Here is a 17,041-nt window from a genome sequence, read left to right as displayed (position 1 = left end):
ATAAACGGACATACCCCGGACATGAATGGGTCGAGCGACTGCCCGTGACGTCTCATCTACGCTTCGAGAATAGGCGCTTCGCCTTGGCGCGGACAATGCTGTTGCTGATTATCGACACTGGGATGCGGCGCATCCCAATTACCCTCCCGGCTGAATGAACACTGATGTCCATGTAGTGCCTGCCCCGATATTCTGCGGTTTCGTGTTGAGAGGTCTGGCCGAACCCGCTGAAGTGCCCGAGGTCATTGACGGCTTCTGCCGCCGCTCCGGCGTTCCTCACGGTCCACCGAACCAGCGCGCCCGCCGGTGCCAGCCCGTAGTTGACCAAGCGGAAACCGAGAGTGCTTCCCTTGGGTACGTTGGCAGCACCGTTTTTGAGCACATAGGACTTCTTGGTTTCCAAGGTTACCGTAACCTCGACTTCGGGGACGAAAGCCGCAACCAGCGCTCGCGAATCTGCGGTTTCAGACTTTTTGAGATCGTCATCTTCAGGCAGCGGGAAGTAGAACTCAAAGGGCTCAGACCAGATGCTGGCCGCAGTAACTACGTCCTCGGCTGCGAGCGCCCTGTCACAAGCATCGCCTAGTTCACTCAACCTATCTCTAAATATGGCGAAGTCGTCGCCCATACGATTTAAATTCTCGCTGACATCGACAGGGTTGGGTACCTCGTCGGAATTCGATTTACCGAGGTACGACCTGATCTGCTCGATCAGAGCGGCAAAGAGTTCATCGTCCCCGCTTACGTTGGCGAGATCGACCGACGGGTAGGCATAGGCGACCAGTACCGTAAGCAGGATAGACGATGGCACATTCTCCGTCTTGGCATCGAATTTGAGCGCCGCCCACATTTTGAGATAGCGGACCATCCGGCGCGCCCGCGGGCGCTCGGCCAAGTCGTAAGTCTGAATCCACCATTCCCAAATCGTGTAGGGGTCGCGATCCACAAAGCCATCGCTGGCGCTCGCGAGGCGGCGAACGTCATCCCATTCGTGGTAAGCTGGCACATCGACGTGGAAGTCGTCGCTGAACCTAACGCGCGAACAGAATTCCTTTGGATCGGAAACGCCAGTCGCGTCGGTCTCCACGTCGTTCGCGTAAACCTGCAGGCTCTTTTGAACTACTGATTTGAGATTTGCGGCGCTAAACCGGCCATCTTCGGGTTTGCCGGCCCACGCGAAGTACACGCCGAGGTCAATGTCGTAATCCATGCCTTTTCTGGCAGGTCGAATTTGCGTCGCGAACTTGTAGGAGCCCTGAATCCAGCTGGACACCGCATACCCCGAACGCACTTTCAAATCGGCCTTGAGGTAGTCCGCCAAGTCATTCCAATACTCGCGCTGGCTCTCCACCTGCTCAGCCGACGGCGTAATGCGCTTGTACAGGGTTTCCTTGTCGGCATTGCCCGAGCAAAACAGTGACGCTCCAATTCCCATGCTATCTCCCCACTACCAAAAACGCTTCTACCTGACCGCGCTTTATCTAGGAGATGGCGCGGCTAATTTTTAAAGTGCCAAACGTATTGCGGCCACGCCCGTTGAAATAGTCGCCCATCGCAGACTGCTCATCTTCTGCGAATACTAGCTCTGTGAAACCGTGATGCGGGGCCATCTTAGGAGATCCAACGCGCGGCTGATTGCGATAGTGATAGAATAAGCGATAGCCCTCGGCGGCATCATATTGGAGGGCGGCGGCGAGGCTGTCGGACTTTGAGTTCTCAGTTTTCAAATGAACTCGGATACGATCCCATGACTGGACGATCCGGATTTCGCCTTGCCAGGGTACGGCCTTCCCGTTGTCGAGAGGCACACCTTCGCAATCCCACTTTCCCGAGAGATCGGGTACCTTCAAAAGCTTAGCGACAGGGCCCAAACGCCAAAGGTAGCGGTCAAACAGCCAAAAGAGGATTCCGTAAACGGCGCCCGCTCCAACGAGCGAGAGGAAGGTCGGGGGCAGATTGACGTTGAGTCCGAACGCCTTCGCCAAGTCCACGGCTGACAGTAGCAAGAAGACAAGTGTACCCGACAGTGCGGCTGAGATTATGCTGATCCAACGTCCGATGCTCGCTCGGTTAATGCCCCCTAGCAGGGCGTACTCGTGTTCCAGCATTTCGTTTCCCCTTGGCTGGTTTTCCCTGCGCTCTAGTTGGTGGTTTCGACAAGACCCGCAGGCTACCGAAAAGCCGGACCCAACGAAATATCAACACGTTGCAGGTTGTGTGCTACCCCATAGAAAATCGTTGAGGTGACATTATTATGAATATTGAACTAACTCCGGCTGATGTCAGGGCCGCACGGGCGATTGCACAGTGGTCGCAAGATGAGCTGGCGAAGGCGGCGGGTGTTGGAATCTCGACAATCGCCGATTTCGAGAAAGGCACCCGCCGGCCAATCGCGAACAACGTCGAGGCAATCCGGAGAGCTTTCGCCGAGCGCCACATCTGGTTCACGCCGAACGGCCCCGCGGTCTTCGGCGTAGTCGTCATCCATGTGGTGACCGAGACCGGCGGTTTCGACCTGATCTTCCGCTACATGGCGGCAGAGGCGGCGGCGGTGCAGGAGATCGTCGCCACGTTCGGCAAGATCGACGCCGATCATGTTGAGCTGTGGATGGATCAGGTCGTCACGCCGGAACTGCGTGCGGCGGTCGATGCGTTGGTCGTCAAATTCGGTGCAGCGCTGCCGCAGCTGAACAAGCTTAAGCAGAAGATTGGGCTGCTGACCGACGGCGAATATTTCCTAATGCTACCCGGACAGCCCGCCTCCACCATCGACCGACTGGCCTTCGAGCAGTATTTGCACGCACTCAACCATCCCGACGCCGAACCCCTGTCGGGAGAGGAGGAGGATGGTCTGTTCGCCCGGTTGATCGAACGATACGACTTCACGTCACCGCGCACCGACCGGAAGACCGTGATCGGCTCGGGCGCGCAGCCGTGCGTCTGCCGCTTCTGCCACCGCACGTCGGACGAGACCAAGTTCAAGAAGGTGGCGCACGTGATCCCGACCGCGCTGGGGAACGACCATCTTAAGTCCGCCGAAGAGTGCGACGACTGCAACGAGTATTTCGGCCAGCACACCGAGCCGTCGCTAATCGCGATGCTCGACCTGCAACGGGTCTTCCTGGGCACTCAGGGCCGCGGCGGGACCAACGGACGGCCGAAGCTGGCGTTTGGCCGCGACTCGCTGACCCATGATGGCGCGAAGGTGGTGATCAAGGCCTATGACGTGGCGAAGGGTGAGGACGACTCGGTAGAGGTCACGCTCGGCCGCGGCGCCCGCCAAATCCCGGTCGCGGCTTATCGCGCGCTCGTGAAGATCGCTGTCGCTGTGATCGGCGCCGAGCATCTGCCCGACCTCACCGAGACGATCGATTGGGTCCGCGTTGGAAGTCACGGCGACCGGCCGCTGCCGCTTGTCGCGACGGCGACCATCGAGCTGCCGTCCAACCCGTCGGCGCAGATCACCGTCTACACGCGCAAGGAGCCGCACGACCGGTTGCCGCACGTCGTCGGCGAATTCAGGCTCGGCTGCTACATGTTCGTGTTCGCCCTCCCCTTCTCAAAGCGTGATGCGTGGAACCTTATTGGCTTCTTCGACGATCCCGATTTTACGGACACTTTCCGCCACTATTTCGCGGCCGCGCAATGGGCTCACGTCGATCTCAGCGGCACAAGCCCGATGCGTATTGCACCACGCCTGAAGTTCGTCCGACGCTGACAGAAACGCGATGGGGCTCTGACCATCTACAAGCGCTCGATCGCCGGCATGCCCTTCAGGCACCGCGACGTTGGCGGGGGGGGAGCTTGCCAGCCCAGAATTTGGTGGTGATTAAGAGTCCGAGATTGACCGCAGCCGCCGCAAAACAGACCGTCGGCTTGCGGCCCAGAAGGTGTCAGTACGCGATTGTCGAGTCCGTCGACTAACGTGACAGGACGTTCGAATATTAGGTAAAGCGTCGTGGTATGAGCGATGACCGATCCTCGATCACCCTGGGAAAGCTACTTAAAGGTGGTCCCATCGTTCTGTTCGATGCCGAATGCATCCTCTGCTCGGCCAACGCGCAATTCATCCTCACTTATGACAAGGCAGAACGCTTCCGCCTGGCTTCCCTGCAGGGGGAGGTGGGCGCATCGCTCTTTCGCTCGCACGGGCTCGACCCGGCCGACCCGACCAGCATTTTGGTCATCAATGGATCGTCTGTCCGCAAGGATAGCGATGCTGTCCTGAGCATTTATGAAGGCTTGGGCTAGTCGGGGTCAGGAAGCCCACAGCTACGCAACGGGTTGCCAATAAGGCCGCTGACCATCGCTGCTTGAATCCAGGTTGCGGGCCAGAGCTTGGAGATCGGCCCGACCAGCGTATCGCGCAGTACCGGCAGGACCCGGCTGTCGGATTGGTAGACCGGGGTGAACAGCGCGGTCAGCGCCTGGTAAAGCCTGACATGGCTGTGCCGCATCGCCACGGCTCGTTCGAGGCCGACTGTGACCGCGTCGGCCGCTTCCACCCCTTTCGCCAGCGCCCATGCGTCGAGCAACGCCATATTGGCCCCTTGCCCGAGTTGCGGGCTGGCCGAGTGCCATGCGTCGCCGATATGAACCAGCGCGGGCTTCACTGGCGTCGCCAGGGTACGGTGCGCATAGCGAGCAAAGGTCAGTTGCTCAGCGCGTTCGATCTGGTCGAGGAGCGGGGCGCACGCCGGCCATAGCTCGCGCACCTCGGCTTTCCACGGCGCGAGTCCCGCGGCGCGCCACGCGTCGACCCGGTCGCAGCGCAACGACCAGAAAAACGCGCCCTTAAGGCGCTCGCCTCGCCCGCAACCGATGGGCAGGACCCCCGCCATCACGCTCGAGCGGCGATAGCGTTGCTGGAGCGCGTCCTGGTCGAACGCGCTGCCTTCGGGCCAGTCGAGCGTGGCCCACAAGGCACCATAAGCGAGGTCGCGACCGCACGCCGGGGCGAGCAGCGAACGCGTGCCCAGCGCGTCGACGATAAGGTCGAACGGTTCGCTGCGGCTCCCGTCGGCGAAGGTTAGGCGTCGTTGATTCTGCTCCAGCACGCTCGACGCGATCGTCATGCCGGTGCGAAGTTGGATGCCGGCGGACCGGACGGCGTCATGAAGTGTGTCGAACAGGCTCGAGCGATGCACTCCGATTCCATATCGCGTCGCCCCCCCAAGCGAGCGATACCGGACGTCGAGAACGGTGCGCTTGCCCGCGCGTCCATAGAGGCGATCGATGCGCGACCCTTCGAACTTCACCCGGTCCAGCAGGCCCAGCTCAGCCAGCACCGCCTGCCCGGTCGGCTGGATGATCAGCCCTGACCCGATCGGCTGTGGTTCGTCGAAGCGCTCGAACAAAGTGACGCGCTGGCCGCTCCGAGCGAGGAAGAGCCCCGTGGCCAAGCCACAAGGCCCACAGCCTGCTACCGCAATGTTCAACCCTCGCATCGCTGCCTCTTATATAGAAGTCGTCGGCCATGAGGAGGGAATGACTCTGATCAAACTTGCGCCGGACGTTGCCCTAACAAGGCTCGGAGAATCCAGATCCATAAGTAGGTTGCGGCGGATGTCGGCTTACTGCCATTTCGTGCTGCAAAGCCGACGGTCCGCTAACGGCCCAATAGCCGACCAGCGCTTCTGCGTTCCTCTCTTGGCTAATCATGGCCGAGGAGAAGAAACATGGGCTACTCACAGTTTGATCCCGCGACGCAGAGCCGTGCGGCATGGAATGCCGGCAAAGCGGTGGGAACAAAACGTCCTCTGACACAGAAGCAGATTTGGGCAATCCGGTTTTTCCTGGACCGCGAAGGTCGCTTGCGTGACCGGGCGCTCTTCGATTTGGCGATCGACAGCAAACTTCGCGGCTGCGATCTTGTGAAGGTCATGATCGGCGACCTTGTGTCTGGCTCCGACATAAGGACCCGCGCCTTAGTCGTGCAGCAGAAAACTGGTCGACCGGTACAGTTCGAACTGACCGCCGATGTCCGGGCAAGCTTGATTTCCTGGCTGGAGAGACGTGGTGGCTCGACGAGCGACTTCGTCTTCCCAAGCCGGATCGACCACGCGAACCACATGAGCACCCGGCAGTACGCGCGATTGGTCGACGAATGGGTGACTTCAATCGGATTGCGTCGTGCCGAATATGGAACGCATTCACTCCGTCGAACGAAGGCGGCAATGATCTATCGGGCGACAGGCAACATCCGAGCGATTCAGATCCTGCTCGGCCATACTAAAATCGAAAACACCGTCAGGTATCTAGGCGTTGATATAGAGGACGCTCTGTTGCTGGCTGAGCGAACCGAGATCTAACCACGGAGCGGTCGCCTACCTCAGGGCGACCGCTTTCTGTGACGCTCTTTCTAGTCTCAAGCGTCCGATATTGGGTGGGAAACGGACGTTAAAATTTCCCGCTCCTTGAAATCACTGTATTTCAATTGATGGGTCACCAGGTTACCGGTAAGCTTGCGGCATGACGTCGAGGTTGGGCGAAAACATTGAACGCGAGTGGGACCAAGAGCCGCTTCAGAGCGATCTCTGGAATGCCCTTCAAACCCGTAAGCAAAATAACGGCGAAGGGACGGCCATGCTGACCGATCTGACCAGTCGTGGCTCTGTACTGTCGATGATGTATCTCGGCCATGCTCACGTTTCCAGCGGCGATTCCGATCAACGGGCGCAAGGCGAGGAATTGCTGATCCGATCTGCCAACGGAGGATCGATCGAAGGGCGCTTTCAGCTCGCCCTTCATTATCAGCTACAACAAGATTACATTAAAGTCGTAGTTGAACTGAAAGTCTTGGCCGATCAAGGCTATTCACCTGCGATGTATTACTTGGGACGGCTCCTATACAGCGGTGACTTGGGTTATAAGGCCATTCCCGAAGCAGTCGGCTATCTCAGAATGGCCATCGACGCGGGGCACTTGCCTTCGATGGCACTGCTTTCACTGATATACAGGAAAGAGAAGTTCGGACTCGCCGGGAGGATTGCGTCGCACTGGCTCTGCCTTACCAAAATACCGGCCTTTGTGCGGTGTATGTGGAGTTACCCGAGTTCCGACAGACTAAGGCCGTACGGTATTTCCACGGTCGCGTGATCTGAGGTGGCGTAGCGTGTGCCGCAATGTCCGCTATTGGGCCGGTAGCTGACCGTCCTCTTTGGGCGTCCGGCAAATCGATGGGATGGCTGGAAGTGGGTGGAAAGCGGACGTTGTGCGCGGTAGGATCAACCTATGTCTCTCCCGCCTCGTATCGTCCTCCACTCGCCCGTTGTTGACCAGACGACGCTTGGGCCGTTTGTCGAGCAATGCCTAAAGGACGGCGTCCGCCTCCTTGCGATCTGGGGCGAGGGCGCGGAGGCACTCGAGGACGATGTTGATTGCCTTGTGATCGGGGATGGCGTCGACAAGAGCCGCTTTTTGGTGACCTCGGCACACTCCGAGGACAGCCTTGAAGAGGTGTTGGATTTTGCCTCTGGGTGGCACTGCGAACGGGACGGCCTTACAGAAGTTCGCCTTTGATCGAACGTCCGCTTCTGGGTCGAAAGCGGACGCTTAACGGTGCGAGAGGAAGAGGCGGCGTTGATCTTCATTTATAGCGCTCTCGTCCCAATCGACCTCCCGCAACGTTGACGGAAAATACTCTTTCCGATCATTCCACTGCTCGAAGAGCGTGCCATGAATACCTTGAGCGTCCCTCTTGAGGACGGGCCGACCCCATAGCCTGTCGAGGATCAGCGCGGCTTGTCGCTCTCCCACCCGTTGAATGAAGTCTTCAAAGAACTCCATGTCTCGTGCTTCCGGAAAAATGACCTTGAAGTCCTCGTCGGAAACTTGGAAAATGCTGAACGTGGCATTCAGCGCGGGATCGATCATCTGGACGTTCTTCATCGAGCCAGCTTAGCCTTGCTGCCAATGTCTGCAATTGGGTCGAAAGCCGACCGTCCCCTCTTGGGATCACTGCCGAGGCGGGCGGACGGCTCAAACTGGGTGGATAGCGGACGTTGCTACTCGGCCTCCGGTAGACATGGAGCCGGAACTGTTGAAGATTAGGCAGTGAGCGACGGCGGGGGAACAATGCAACAGCCTGAACCAGTCAAACTTCGCCGAGTGCTGAACGCCTTCTTGGGCGCCGCCATCGTTGTCGGCGGATCGATTGGTATTGGCATATTGAGCATACCGGGCGTCGTTGCCGGGCGCCTGGGCGACCCGCTGCTCGTTATGGTCTGCTGGTTTGTTGGCGGAGCACTCGCGCTACTGGGTGCAAATATCTACGCGGAACTGGGCACGACCTTTCCACAGGCAGGCGGACCCTACGTATATCTGCGCCGTGCGGCGGGGCCGTTCGCCGGCTTCGTAATTGGTTGGGCGGATACGGCGGTCAGCATTTTAGGCATGGCCGCAACAGCCGCTTTGATCGGTGAGTATCTGGAAAATGGTGTAGCAGGGCGGCACAAAATAGCCGTCGGCCTGATATTCGCGCTGGGGCTGATCAATTGGTTTGGGCTAAAGGTAGGCGCGCGTGCGCAGCAGGCGCTGACCTTATTCAAGCTTGGGGGCTTGGTTTTTCTCGCTGTGGCCTGCTTTTTTGTGGGCGGGCAAAAAGGCGACTTTGGCGCCGGTCCGGTACGTCCAATCTCTATCGCTGCTTTCGTTGGCGCGCTCGTCCTTATCACGGAGACCTATGCTGGATGGAACTCTGCCGTTTATTTTTCCGAGGAAGACAAGGACACCGACAGGAACATTCCTCGGGCACTTTTCTGGGGCATTAGTGCAATGATGGGCGCATATCTGCTCATCAATGCTGGGTTACTTGCCGTCCTGAACCTAACCAGCCTCTCTGCATCGGAACTCCCCGCTGCTGATGCGTCCAAACTGGTATTCGGCGACGCGAGCGTAGCGCTTGTGCGAACCTTCGCCGTCGTGTCCCTGGTGGGCATCTTGAACGTAGCCGTGATGTTCACACCTCGCATATTGTTTGCAATGAGCCGCGAAGGAGTCCTGCCAATCCGGCTATCGATGCTGAACCGCTTTTCCACGCCCGCTCCGGCCTTAGTTTGTTGCCTTCTTCCGGCTGCCGTACTCGCGGCCGGGCAGTCGTTTGACATCCTCTTCAGGATCACGGCGTTTCTCGGTCTCACGATCAATTGCGCGATCTATGCGTCTTTCTTCATCCTCAGGCGCACCGAGCCTCTGGTCGAGCGCCCATTTCGGGCACGCTGGTATCCGTGGGCACCGCTTGTAGTTCTGCTGCTGTCGTTAGGGCTGCTCGTCAGTTATCTAATCACGGATCCCGAACCATGTTTGTGGGGGGCCGCCGCAATCGCATTGAGCTGGCCTGTTTATAAAGCACTTTCACGACGCAAGAGGCCACTTGTGGCGCGTTAGCCGACTGGTCCTGTTAGTTTCCGCTTTTGGATCGTTAGCAGACGGGCTGCTTATAAGTTATGGCGCCCGCCGTCGTCACCGGGAACGGCTTAAATTGGTTAGCGAAACGGACATTGCTAACGCACCTGTCACAAAGCAAGGTCGGCATATTCTAGCAGGGGAGTTTAACTTGAAATCCACACTCGTATCCATTTTCGGCATTTTGATGCTCACGTTCAGCGCGGCAGCGAACGCTGGTGAAAACCCGCGAGTGGCCGCTGAGATTATCGCCCTCGTTCGGTCCCAGTGGGATGCCGAGATGAAGGGCACAGCCTTGCCGGAGCAGTTGAGCACCCTCGCTGATGATTATACTGAGTTCAGTCATGAATTGCCGGTGCTGCTATCGGGCAAGGCGCTGATGGAACGATTCTCGGGTGCACCGTCAGATGGAAAAACACTTTACTCCGAAATGCTCAATCCCAAGGTGCAGGTTTATGGCGACACCGCTGTGCTCACCTACCATTACCTTGGTTATTTTCGCGAACGGGACGGAAGCATGAGCAAGAGTTTGGAGAAGGCCACTCGCGTATATGTCCGTCAACGCGGCGGCTGGATGCTTGTGCACGCCCATTTCTCGGCAACCGCTGAGGTAAAGTAGCCGCGTCGCATCAAATGTCCGTGTTTGGGTCGGTTGCCGACCGTCTGCCTTTGGCATCAGCTCCGACGGTGCTGAGCGGCGGGAACTGGGTGGAAAGCGGACATTAACCTGCAGGCGTTGGGCACCCAGCCAACTGACTGGTCCACGTAAGATTGTAAATTAGCCAGCGCCCGTTCTTCCGAACGAGCTGGAACTGGTCGACGCCACAATGAGAAAACTTCCCGTCAGCGTAAACGGCAAAGCGACCCCAAACCATCGCCATGTCACGTTCCACCAGAACCTCTGGGTTGAAGATGCGCTCTCGGTAATTACCGCCCCCACTTAGGACCTCCTCTACGTAGCTTGCCCAATGCCAGCTCACGAGAGTCGGGGACTTGCCATCATGAAGGCGAACGAGCGTGGCCAAGCCTTCCGGAACAACGGCGGCTAGAACTTGCTCGTGTCGATTGGCTTCGACCGCGGCGAAAAACGCATTGACGGCATCAAGCGGCTCCCGCTGTGCTTTCGTCAGGGTCCGCTGGACAGTCGAGGCCGGACTAGCTGGATGAGCGACCGACGCCGAAGCGCAGCAGCCAATCAAGATAGCTAATAGCAAAGTCGATCTGGTTATGGCCGCCCTCACTTCCAAGGCGATACTCCCACGCACGGCTAATGTTTGCAATTGGGTCGCAAGCAGAATTGCTGCTTCCGGCTTTCATGCCGGCTCACCTTGGCGATCGAACTGGTAAAAAATCAATCGTTCGCTCTGTTTCGGTCCGAGGCTGTCATTCCATTTTCCAAAGACTCCGGACGTTGCGCTCATGAACTGCGCTGACAGTCGGATAGCCTAGCGGACGCCGATCGGGTCGGGATTCCCGTCCGGGTCTCCTGCGACAGTGCCGCCTTGATGGATTGCCGGCTGCGGCGGTGCCCCCATCAGCAGCAGGATGCCCGCAAGATGAGGCGCCGCCATCGAGGTGCCGGAGAGGGTCGCGTAGGTGCCGCCCCTGTATGTAGAGCGAATGTTTACGCCGGGCTCGCCGTAGCCCACGACCGTGCCATAATTCGAAAAGCTTGCCCATGTATCGCCTGAGGCGAAGGCGGAAACAGTGTAGACATTTCCTCCACTGGCGCGCCCTGGGCTGTAATTAGCGGCGTTGGCGAAATTATTGCCAGCAGCAATTGTTACGTAGACGCCCTTCGCGCCGAGGTTCTTAACGGCCGCATCCATCGTGGGACTGACAGCGTCGGCAATCAGACTGAGATTGGCAACATCTCCGGCGATAGCGTGATTGAATACATAGTCGATGGCAGCAATGACCCCCGAGTCAGGTCCCGTTCCGGTTCCGTCGAGAACCCGGACCGGAACGACCCGCGCGCCTGCCGCAATCCCTACAACACCAATAGTGTTGTTTCTGGCACCAATGATTCCGGCAACATGTGTCCCGTGGCCGTATGTGTCGTTCAGGCTTGTGACCCCGGACAGGAAGCTAGCGCCATCGGCCGCGTCGACATTGAGGTCTGGATGGGTGAGGTCAATCCCGCTGTCGATGATCCAGGCTCTGGCGGTAGATGCGCTCGCGTTCCCCGCGCCGCCAACACGAGTAACACCCCATGGAATGGTCTGCGTCGAACCGCCCCCTCCGCCTCCGGGGCGCCCGAAGAACAACGCCGCCCGAGTGATCCCGTCGTGCTCGCAGGCGCTAACATTCGGGTTATGTGACTTTAGGCGAGCAGTTGCGCTCCTCCCGCCGGGCGACGCAGGAAGCCGGACGGCAAAACCTTTAACTGCCCATTTGTAGGTGTGAAGGACTTGCCCGAGCTCAGGACCTACTGCCTTGGCCGTTTCCTGCTCAACGCTGCTGCGTGAGACCTTCGAGCTGAAACTGCAGATGTAGTCATTTGCATTCGCAATCGGCGCTGCTCGGGATTCAGCGGTTGCGCCCGCGCTGTCTTGCGCCATTGCAGGCCCAGCTAGGCACAGCCCCACTAATCCGAGTGACAGCTTGTGAAGCTCTCTCATCTCAGCCCCCTGAAATTGCCGAGTCGTTAATATATCATAAATGAAGCCGCTTCACTACATTGAGGTATAAGAAGCTGCGTCTGCTAACGGGTCGGTACTGGACCGACCGCTTCCGGCGCTCGTCAATCAGCAACGGACGGCTGGAACTGGGTGGTAAACGGACGTTCGGCTAATCTGTTTTCAAAGCTCGAGGTATCCTGTGGAGGATGTGCCAACTTTCCGCGCTCGAGCCCCTCAAATCTAAATTTCAATTAAGCCGAGTTAGCGCAGCGCCTTGGGCTCTCCTCCGCAATCGTGCAGGCTTGGTGGCACTGTTGCGGCGGTTGGGGCATGGGTGCACGATCAGCGAATCGTGGAGGGGCAGTGGCCAAGATATTTCTAAGCTACGCGCGTGAGGATGAAGCCGCTGCCAAACAGCTTGCTGAGGGCATCGGCAATGCGGGGCACGAGGTCTGGTGGGACAAGCACATTCAAGGTGGCTCCCGGTTTTCCGCCGAGATCGATCGCGAGCTGAAAACCGCTCAGGTCGTGGTGGTTTTGTGGTCTCAGGCCTCGGTTGATTCGGCATGGGTCCAGGACGAGGCCGCCGAAGGCCGCGATTCCGGCCGGCTCGTTCCAGTGACGCTGGGCGGAAGCAGGCCCCCACTCGGCTTTCGGCAATTTCACACGGTGGATCTCGGCACGTGGATTGGTGACGGGGCCCCGGCCAACCTAAGCGAACTCGTAGACGCCATCGCCAACACCGCGGGCAATAAGGCGACCGAAAATGCGGCAGCGTCAGCCGACTCAAAAAAGAAGGCGCCGGGGCCATCGGTCTGCGTGCTGCCGTTCATTAATATGAGCGGCGACCCGGAGCAGGAATATTTCAGCGACGGAATCACGGAAGACATCATCACCGATCTGTCGAAAGTTTCGGCATTGCTGGTGATCGCCCGCAACACAGCGTTCACCTTCAAGGGCAAGGTAATGGACGTGAAGGAGGTGGCCCGCGCTCTCGATGTCAGCCACGTGCTTGAGGGGAGCGTGCGCAGGGCTGGCGATCGGGTCAGGATCACCGCTCAGATGATCGATGCTACGACCGGTGGGCACTTGTGGGCCGACCGTTACGACCGCGACCTAACCGACATCTTCGCCATTCAGGACGAGATATCGAAAGCGATTGTTGCCGCGCTCCGAGTGAAACTGCTTCCCGAGGAAAAGAAGGCTATTGAGGCACGGGGCACGACGAATGTCGAGGCGTATAATCTTTACCTGATGGCGCGACAGCAGTGGATCACCGGCGATTATAGCGACGCTCGCCGAGGCGAATCAATTGTTCGAATCTGCAGGCAGGCGGTGTCATTCGATCCCGATTACGCGCAGGCGTGGGCGTTAATGGCGCTTGCTCAGGCGCAACTGCGTTCGCATCATGGCAAGAAAGTTGATGCCCTTCCAGCCGCCGAACGCGCATTATCGACCAATCCTAATATTGCGGAAGCTTACTGCGTTAAGGCGCAGCTGCTTCAAGAGGAGGGCAAACAAGAGGAGGCTAACCGGGAGATTCAAATTGCGCTCCGTCTCGACCCCGAATCCTGGGAAGTGAACCGGGAAGCGGCGCGTCTCAGTTTCCGGCAAGGGCGGATTCGTGAGGCTATCCCCCATTTCGAGAAAGCCGCTTCGTCGATGCCTAGCGATTGGCATAGCCCTATGATGGTGATGACTTGTTACCAGAGCGTGGGCGACGAGTTATTGATGCTTAAGGCAGCAAGGACATCCATCGAGCGTGCGGAAACAGCTCTAGCGAAGGATCCTTCAAATACTCAGTTACTGGCGGCTGGAGCGAATGCACTTGCCATCCTTGGCGAAGATAGCAGAGCTAGAGATTGGATAGACCGGGCGCTACTTCTCGATCCGGACAATAATGCGACCCTCTACAATTTGGCATGCGCCTTGGTCGTTCGCCTTAATGATCCGGAGCGCGCAATGGAGGTCCTAGTGTCCTTTTTCGAACGCACTCCTCCGGATACGATCAAGCATGTCGAAGCTGATCCTGACATGGATAAGATCCGTGACGATCCACGATTCAAAGCGATGATGTTGTCGGCTAAGCAACGGCTCGGAGTTGCGGTGTTGATCGACGCTCAAAAACCCTCAGTATAATGTCCGCTTTTGGGTCGATTGCCTACCGACGACTTTGGCAATCGCCACCCCCGAGGCAAATGGCTCGAAGTGGGTGGCTAGCTGCGCTACGCGTTCAGACTTTCCCAGTCGCCCGTGCGACATCGAAGGTGTCGATATACTGCTGGAAGGCGATCACCTTACCGTCCTGTAACGTCCAAACATGGACAGCTTGCGGGTTCATGCTCCGACCAGTTGTTTTAGCGGAACCCCGATACCGACCCAAGGCCACCACCCGATCGCCGCCGTCGATCAAATCTTCCATTGCCACTGCAAATCCGTCCCACTCGCCGATACAGCGGGCGAATACGCCCTCAGCTATCGCTTCTGGGCCGTGATAGGGATTATGATCGGAATAGGGGAAATTCTCGGCTTCGTTCCAGACAATGTCAGGACTCATTCGCCCAAGTACTCCCGACAGATCGCCCACGCCGAAAGCGTCATAGAGCCCCTTGATCACGGCGACATTATCGGCAGACATAAAGTTCTCCAATACGATTGACGTTGTTCTGCGATTGTCGTCTCAACGTAGTTGGAAGGCAAGCAGGTTACGCCCTAATTGGGCGAAGCCGACCGACCGCTCTCAGCATTTGTCGCCGGCCGCCTAACCATTTGAAAGTGGGTAGAAACCGGACGTTGCTTGCCGCTCACTTGAGTGGCTTCTCCATGAACACCAAGTAAGGCATCAATCGTTCAGGATATTCTTGATAGGGCTTGATGTGCTTGAACGCCATGGACTCATACATGGAAATTGCCTCCGAGGCGATTGCCGGTGTCCAACTGCATGGTAGAGTAGCCGTTAGCCATGGCCGCGCTAATCAGGGCATCGGATAGCTTTCTGCCCACACCAGAGCCTCTTGCCCCATTGATGACATGTAGGCGCTTTCGCCGCGCCAGGGGCAGGTGCTTAAGCTTCTCGCCAACGGCCTGCTGAACAAGCAGATTTCAGCCGAACTCGACCTGGCCGAAATCACCGTGAAGATGCATTGCGCAATTCTGCTCGACCGTCTCGGGTTTAAAACAACTGCCGACCTCATTCGTCTCGCTGTCGAAGCGAGGCTCTAATATTTACGGCTTTCGTTTGGCGTGCCAGCAAAGCCTTGCCGTTACCGGTAACGCCGGAGCCGGGTATGTTGCTGCCCCCGGCTCCGATCAATTCGAGTTCAGATCTTGGGCAAGAGCACCGCGTCGATCACGTGGATGACGCCGTTGGTGCAAGCGATGTCCGCGGTCACAACTTTGGCGCCGTCAATGCTGACGCCGTCGGTGCCGTCGACATGAACGGTCGCGCCGCCGACGGTGGCCGGATCCAGATTCTGGCCAGCGACGTCCGCCGCCATTACTTTGCCCGGGAGGACATGGAGCAGCAGGATGGCCGTCAGCTTCGCCTTGTTCCCGGACCTTACCAAGTCGTCCACTGTGCCGGCCGGCAGTGCCGCAAATGCCGCGTCGGACGGCGCGAAAACCGTGAACGGTCCCTTGCCCTTAAGGGTCTCGACTAAGCCGGCAGCGGTCACGGCCGCAACGAGCGCGGTGAACGCACCGGCAGCAACCGCCGTATCGACGATGTCATGTGTGGTATCGGTCATGTTCAATCCTTGGTTCAAACGAGGATGTTGAGCTCGCATTCGCCCTGATTGACCCGCATGTTACCGGGCAGCACGGCGCTGGTTCCTTAAAAAAACGCAGTCGGCGGCACCGTTCTCAATACGCGCTTTAGGCCAGCTTTCGTCACGCTGGAGGGAGCGGTAAGCGAACCGCAATGATTTTTACCCCTTCTCGAACCGCCGGTCTGGCGGCGCTATCCGACTTCATCCCCAACGCCGGTCGGCGATATGCCGAGACTCGAAACTTCGACTACGGTCCGGCGGATCGAAGCAATGTTTCGTTGTTGTCGCCTTACCTGCGGTATCGACTGATCACTGAAGCCGAAGTCGTGGCGGAGGTTCGGCGCGAGCATTCAGCCAGAGATGCAGAAAAGTTCCTCCAAGAAGTGCTTTGGCGTACTTATTGGAAGGGGTGGCTTGAGCTTCGACCAAGCATCTGGTGTCGTTATTTGAACGATATCGCTGCGTTGCACGCGCAGCCGGGTGATCGGTATACGATTTATGCCCAAGCACTGTCAGCCAGCACTGGGATTGACTGCTTTGACGCATGGGTTCGCGAGCTTGCAGAGTACGGCTATTTGCATAATCATGCACGGATGTGGTTCGCCAGCATTTGGATTTTCACGCTCCAATTGCCGTGGCAACTAGGAGCCGAACTGTTTCACCGCCAACTTTATGACGGCGACCCGGCATCCAATACGCTTTCGTGGCGCTGGGTGGCAGGCTTGCAAACGGCAGGTAAAACGTACCTCGCCACTAGTGAGAACATCGCTCGCTACACAGGAGGGCGGTTTGCAGCAGCGGGCCTTGCGACAACAGCAAGGGCATTGTCCGAACCCGTAACCCCGCCACAGAATCTTCCTTTCCCATCCCGGTCACCGTCCGGCCGTGTCGGTTTGCTTATCGGCGAAGACGACCTTCACCCTGAAACTCTCGAGATAAATGCGGAGACAAAGGTGATAGCAATCGCGGGCGCGTCGACCAAGAACGACCGGTCCGGGTTCGTTCAAGCATTCATTGGCGGAGCAATAGCGGACGCACTGGATCGCGCTGCAAGCCATTTTCGAGCGCCCATCGAGATACTCGCCGAGCCAACTGCCGATATCGTTCGTGAGTGGGCACTTCGCCATGACATACAGAGGATCATCGTCGCTCATGCGCCAGTCGGTCCGGGGTCCACAGCGCATGACACGCTGAGAGCGGCTTTGGCTGGAGATGATATTTCTCTCATAGTGTTGCGGCGGCCATGGG

Annotated in this window: 17 protein-coding genes and 1 pseudogene; 10 read left to right on the top strand and 8 right to left on the bottom strand. The window is 58.1% G+C overall.

What is annotated here, in order from left to right; translation table 11 throughout:
* Positions 1-52 precede the first annotated feature (52 nt).
* Positions 53-1,435, bottom strand: a complete 1,383-nt coding sequence (locus tag U1700_RS12590) for a cyclic GMP-AMP synthase DncV-like nucleotidyltransferase (RefSeq protein ID WP_332753035.1) — start codon at positions 1,433-1,435, stop codon at positions 53-55.
* Positions 1,436-1,481: 46 nt separating this feature from the next.
* Complete coding sequence (locus tag U1700_RS12585) at positions 1,482-2,108, bottom strand: Cap15 family CBASS effector (RefSeq protein WP_332753034.1); 627 nt, start codon at positions 2,106-2,108, stop codon at positions 1,482-1,484.
* A gap of 146 nt (positions 2,109-2,254) precedes the next feature.
* On the opposite strand from U1700_RS12585, the gene U1700_RS12580 reads away from it, so the two are divergent.
* Complete coding sequence (locus U1700_RS12580) at positions 2,255-3,718, top strand: HNH endonuclease (protein WP_332753033.1); 1,464 nt, start codon at positions 2,255-2,257, stop codon at positions 3,716-3,718.
* A 245-nt stretch (positions 3,719-3,963) separates the two neighbouring features.
* The gene (locus U1700_RS12575) at positions 3,964-4,251 is read left to right on the top strand and encodes a thiol-disulfide oxidoreductase DCC family protein (RefSeq protein WP_332753032.1); all 288 of its coding nucleotides are present in this window, start codon (positions 3,964-3,966) and stop codon (positions 4,249-4,251) included.
* Here the strand turns inward: U1700_RS12575 and U1700_RS12570 are convergent.
* Positions 4,248-5,447, bottom strand: coding sequence for an FAD-dependent oxidoreductase (locus tag U1700_RS12570; RefSeq protein ID WP_332753031.1), 1,200 nt, complete (start codon positions 5,445-5,447; stop codon positions 4,248-4,250). The two genes, U1700_RS12575 and U1700_RS12570, sit on opposite strands and share 4 nt — an antisense overlap.
* A 231-nt stretch (positions 5,448-5,678) precedes the next feature.
* On the opposite strand from U1700_RS12570, the gene U1700_RS12565 reads away from it, so the two are divergent.
* From U1700_RS12565 to U1700_RS12555, 3 genes are all read left to right on the top strand, one after another.
* Positions 5,679-6,311, top strand: a complete 633-nt coding sequence (locus U1700_RS12565) for a tyrosine-type recombinase/integrase (RefSeq protein ID WP_332753030.1) — start codon at positions 5,679-5,681, stop codon at positions 6,309-6,311.
* A gap of 172 nt (positions 6,312-6,483) precedes the next feature.
* Positions 6,484-7,098: a tetratricopeptide repeat protein gene (locus U1700_RS12560; RefSeq protein ID WP_332753029.1), complete on the top strand. Its 615-nt coding sequence runs from the start codon at positions 6,484-6,486 to the stop codon at positions 7,096-7,098.
* A gap of 135 nt (positions 7,099-7,233) precedes the next feature.
* Positions 7,234-7,521: a hypothetical protein gene (locus tag U1700_RS12555; RefSeq protein ID WP_332753028.1), complete on the top strand. Its 288-nt coding sequence runs from the start codon at positions 7,234-7,236 to the stop codon at positions 7,519-7,521.
* Between the two features lie 33 nt (positions 7,522-7,554).
* Here U1700_RS12555 and U1700_RS12550 read toward each other — a convergent pair whose 3' ends face one another.
* On the bottom strand, positions 7,555-7,890 hold the full coding sequence (locus U1700_RS12550) for a hypothetical protein (protein WP_332753027.1): 336 nt from the start codon (positions 7,888-7,890) through the stop codon (positions 7,555-7,557).
* Between the two features lie 165 nt (positions 7,891-8,055).
* On the opposite strand from U1700_RS12550, the gene U1700_RS12545 reads away from it, so the two are divergent.
* Positions 8,056-9,387 carry an APC family permease gene (locus U1700_RS12545; RefSeq protein WP_332753026.1) on the top strand — a complete coding sequence of 444 codons (1,332 nt, stop codon included), beginning with the start codon at positions 8,056-8,058 and terminating at the stop codon, positions 9,385-9,387.
* Between the two features lie 169 nt (positions 9,388-9,556).
* Positions 9,557-10,024 carry a nuclear transport factor 2 family protein gene (locus U1700_RS12540; RefSeq protein ID WP_332753025.1) on the top strand — a complete coding sequence of 156 codons (468 nt, stop codon included), beginning with the start codon at positions 9,557-9,559 and terminating at the stop codon, positions 10,022-10,024.
* 536 nt (positions 10,025-10,560) lie between these two features.
* On the opposite strand, the gene U1700_RS12535 is transcribed toward U1700_RS12540, so the two are convergent.
* Together U1700_RS12535 and U1700_RS12530 are read right to left on the bottom strand one after the other, a co-directional pair.
* Complete coding sequence (locus tag U1700_RS12535; RefSeq protein WP_332753024.1) at positions 10,561-10,722, bottom strand: hypothetical protein; 162 nt, start codon at positions 10,720-10,722, stop codon at positions 10,561-10,563.
* A 128-nt stretch (positions 10,723-10,850) separates the two neighbouring features.
* A complete protein-coding gene (locus U1700_RS12530; protein WP_332753023.1) occupies positions 10,851-11,966 on the bottom strand; it encodes a S8 family serine peptidase in 1,116 nt (371 codons plus the stop codon).
* A 423-nt stretch (positions 11,967-12,389) separates the two neighbouring features.
* On the opposite strand from U1700_RS12530, the gene U1700_RS12525 reads away from it, so the two are divergent.
* Complete coding sequence (locus tag U1700_RS12525) at positions 12,390-14,165, top strand: TIR domain-containing protein (protein ID WP_332753022.1); 1,776 nt, start codon at positions 12,390-12,392, stop codon at positions 14,163-14,165.
* A gap of 94 nt (positions 14,166-14,259) precedes the next feature.
* On the opposite strand, the gene U1700_RS12520 is transcribed toward U1700_RS12525, so the two are convergent.
* Complete coding sequence (locus tag U1700_RS12520; RefSeq protein WP_332753021.1) at positions 14,260-14,664, bottom strand: nuclear transport factor 2 family protein; 405 nt, start codon at positions 14,662-14,664, stop codon at positions 14,260-14,262.
* Between the two features lie 413 nt (positions 14,665-15,077).
* On the opposite strand from U1700_RS12520, the pseudogene U1700_RS12515 reads away from it, so the two are divergent.
* Positions 15,078-15,248, top strand: a pseudogene (locus U1700_RS12515) (LuxR C-terminal-related transcriptional regulator); the annotation flags it as partial.
* A 98-nt stretch (positions 15,249-15,346) separates the two neighbouring features.
* Here the strand turns inward: U1700_RS12515 and U1700_RS12510 are convergent.
* The gene (locus U1700_RS12510; RefSeq protein WP_332753020.1) at positions 15,347-15,772 is read right to left on the bottom strand and encodes a fasciclin domain-containing protein; all 426 of its coding nucleotides are present in this window, start codon (positions 15,770-15,772) and stop codon (positions 15,347-15,349) included.
* Between the two features lie 173 nt (positions 15,773-15,945).
* Between U1700_RS12510 and U1700_RS12505 the strand changes: the two genes are divergently transcribed.
* A partial coding sequence (locus tag U1700_RS12505) for an FAD-binding domain-containing protein (RefSeq protein ID WP_332753019.1) occupies positions 15,946-17,041 on the top strand: 1,096 nt, incomplete at its 3' end.

The sequence above is a fragment of the Sphingomonas sp. RB1R13 genome, from assembly GCF_036663775.1.
Taxonomy (GTDB): Bacteria; Pseudomonadota; Alphaproteobacteria; order Sphingomonadales; family Sphingomonadaceae; genus Sphingomicrobium.
Note: the sequence above shows the minus strand (reverse complement) of the source record. Positions and strands in the feature narration are given on the sequence as shown.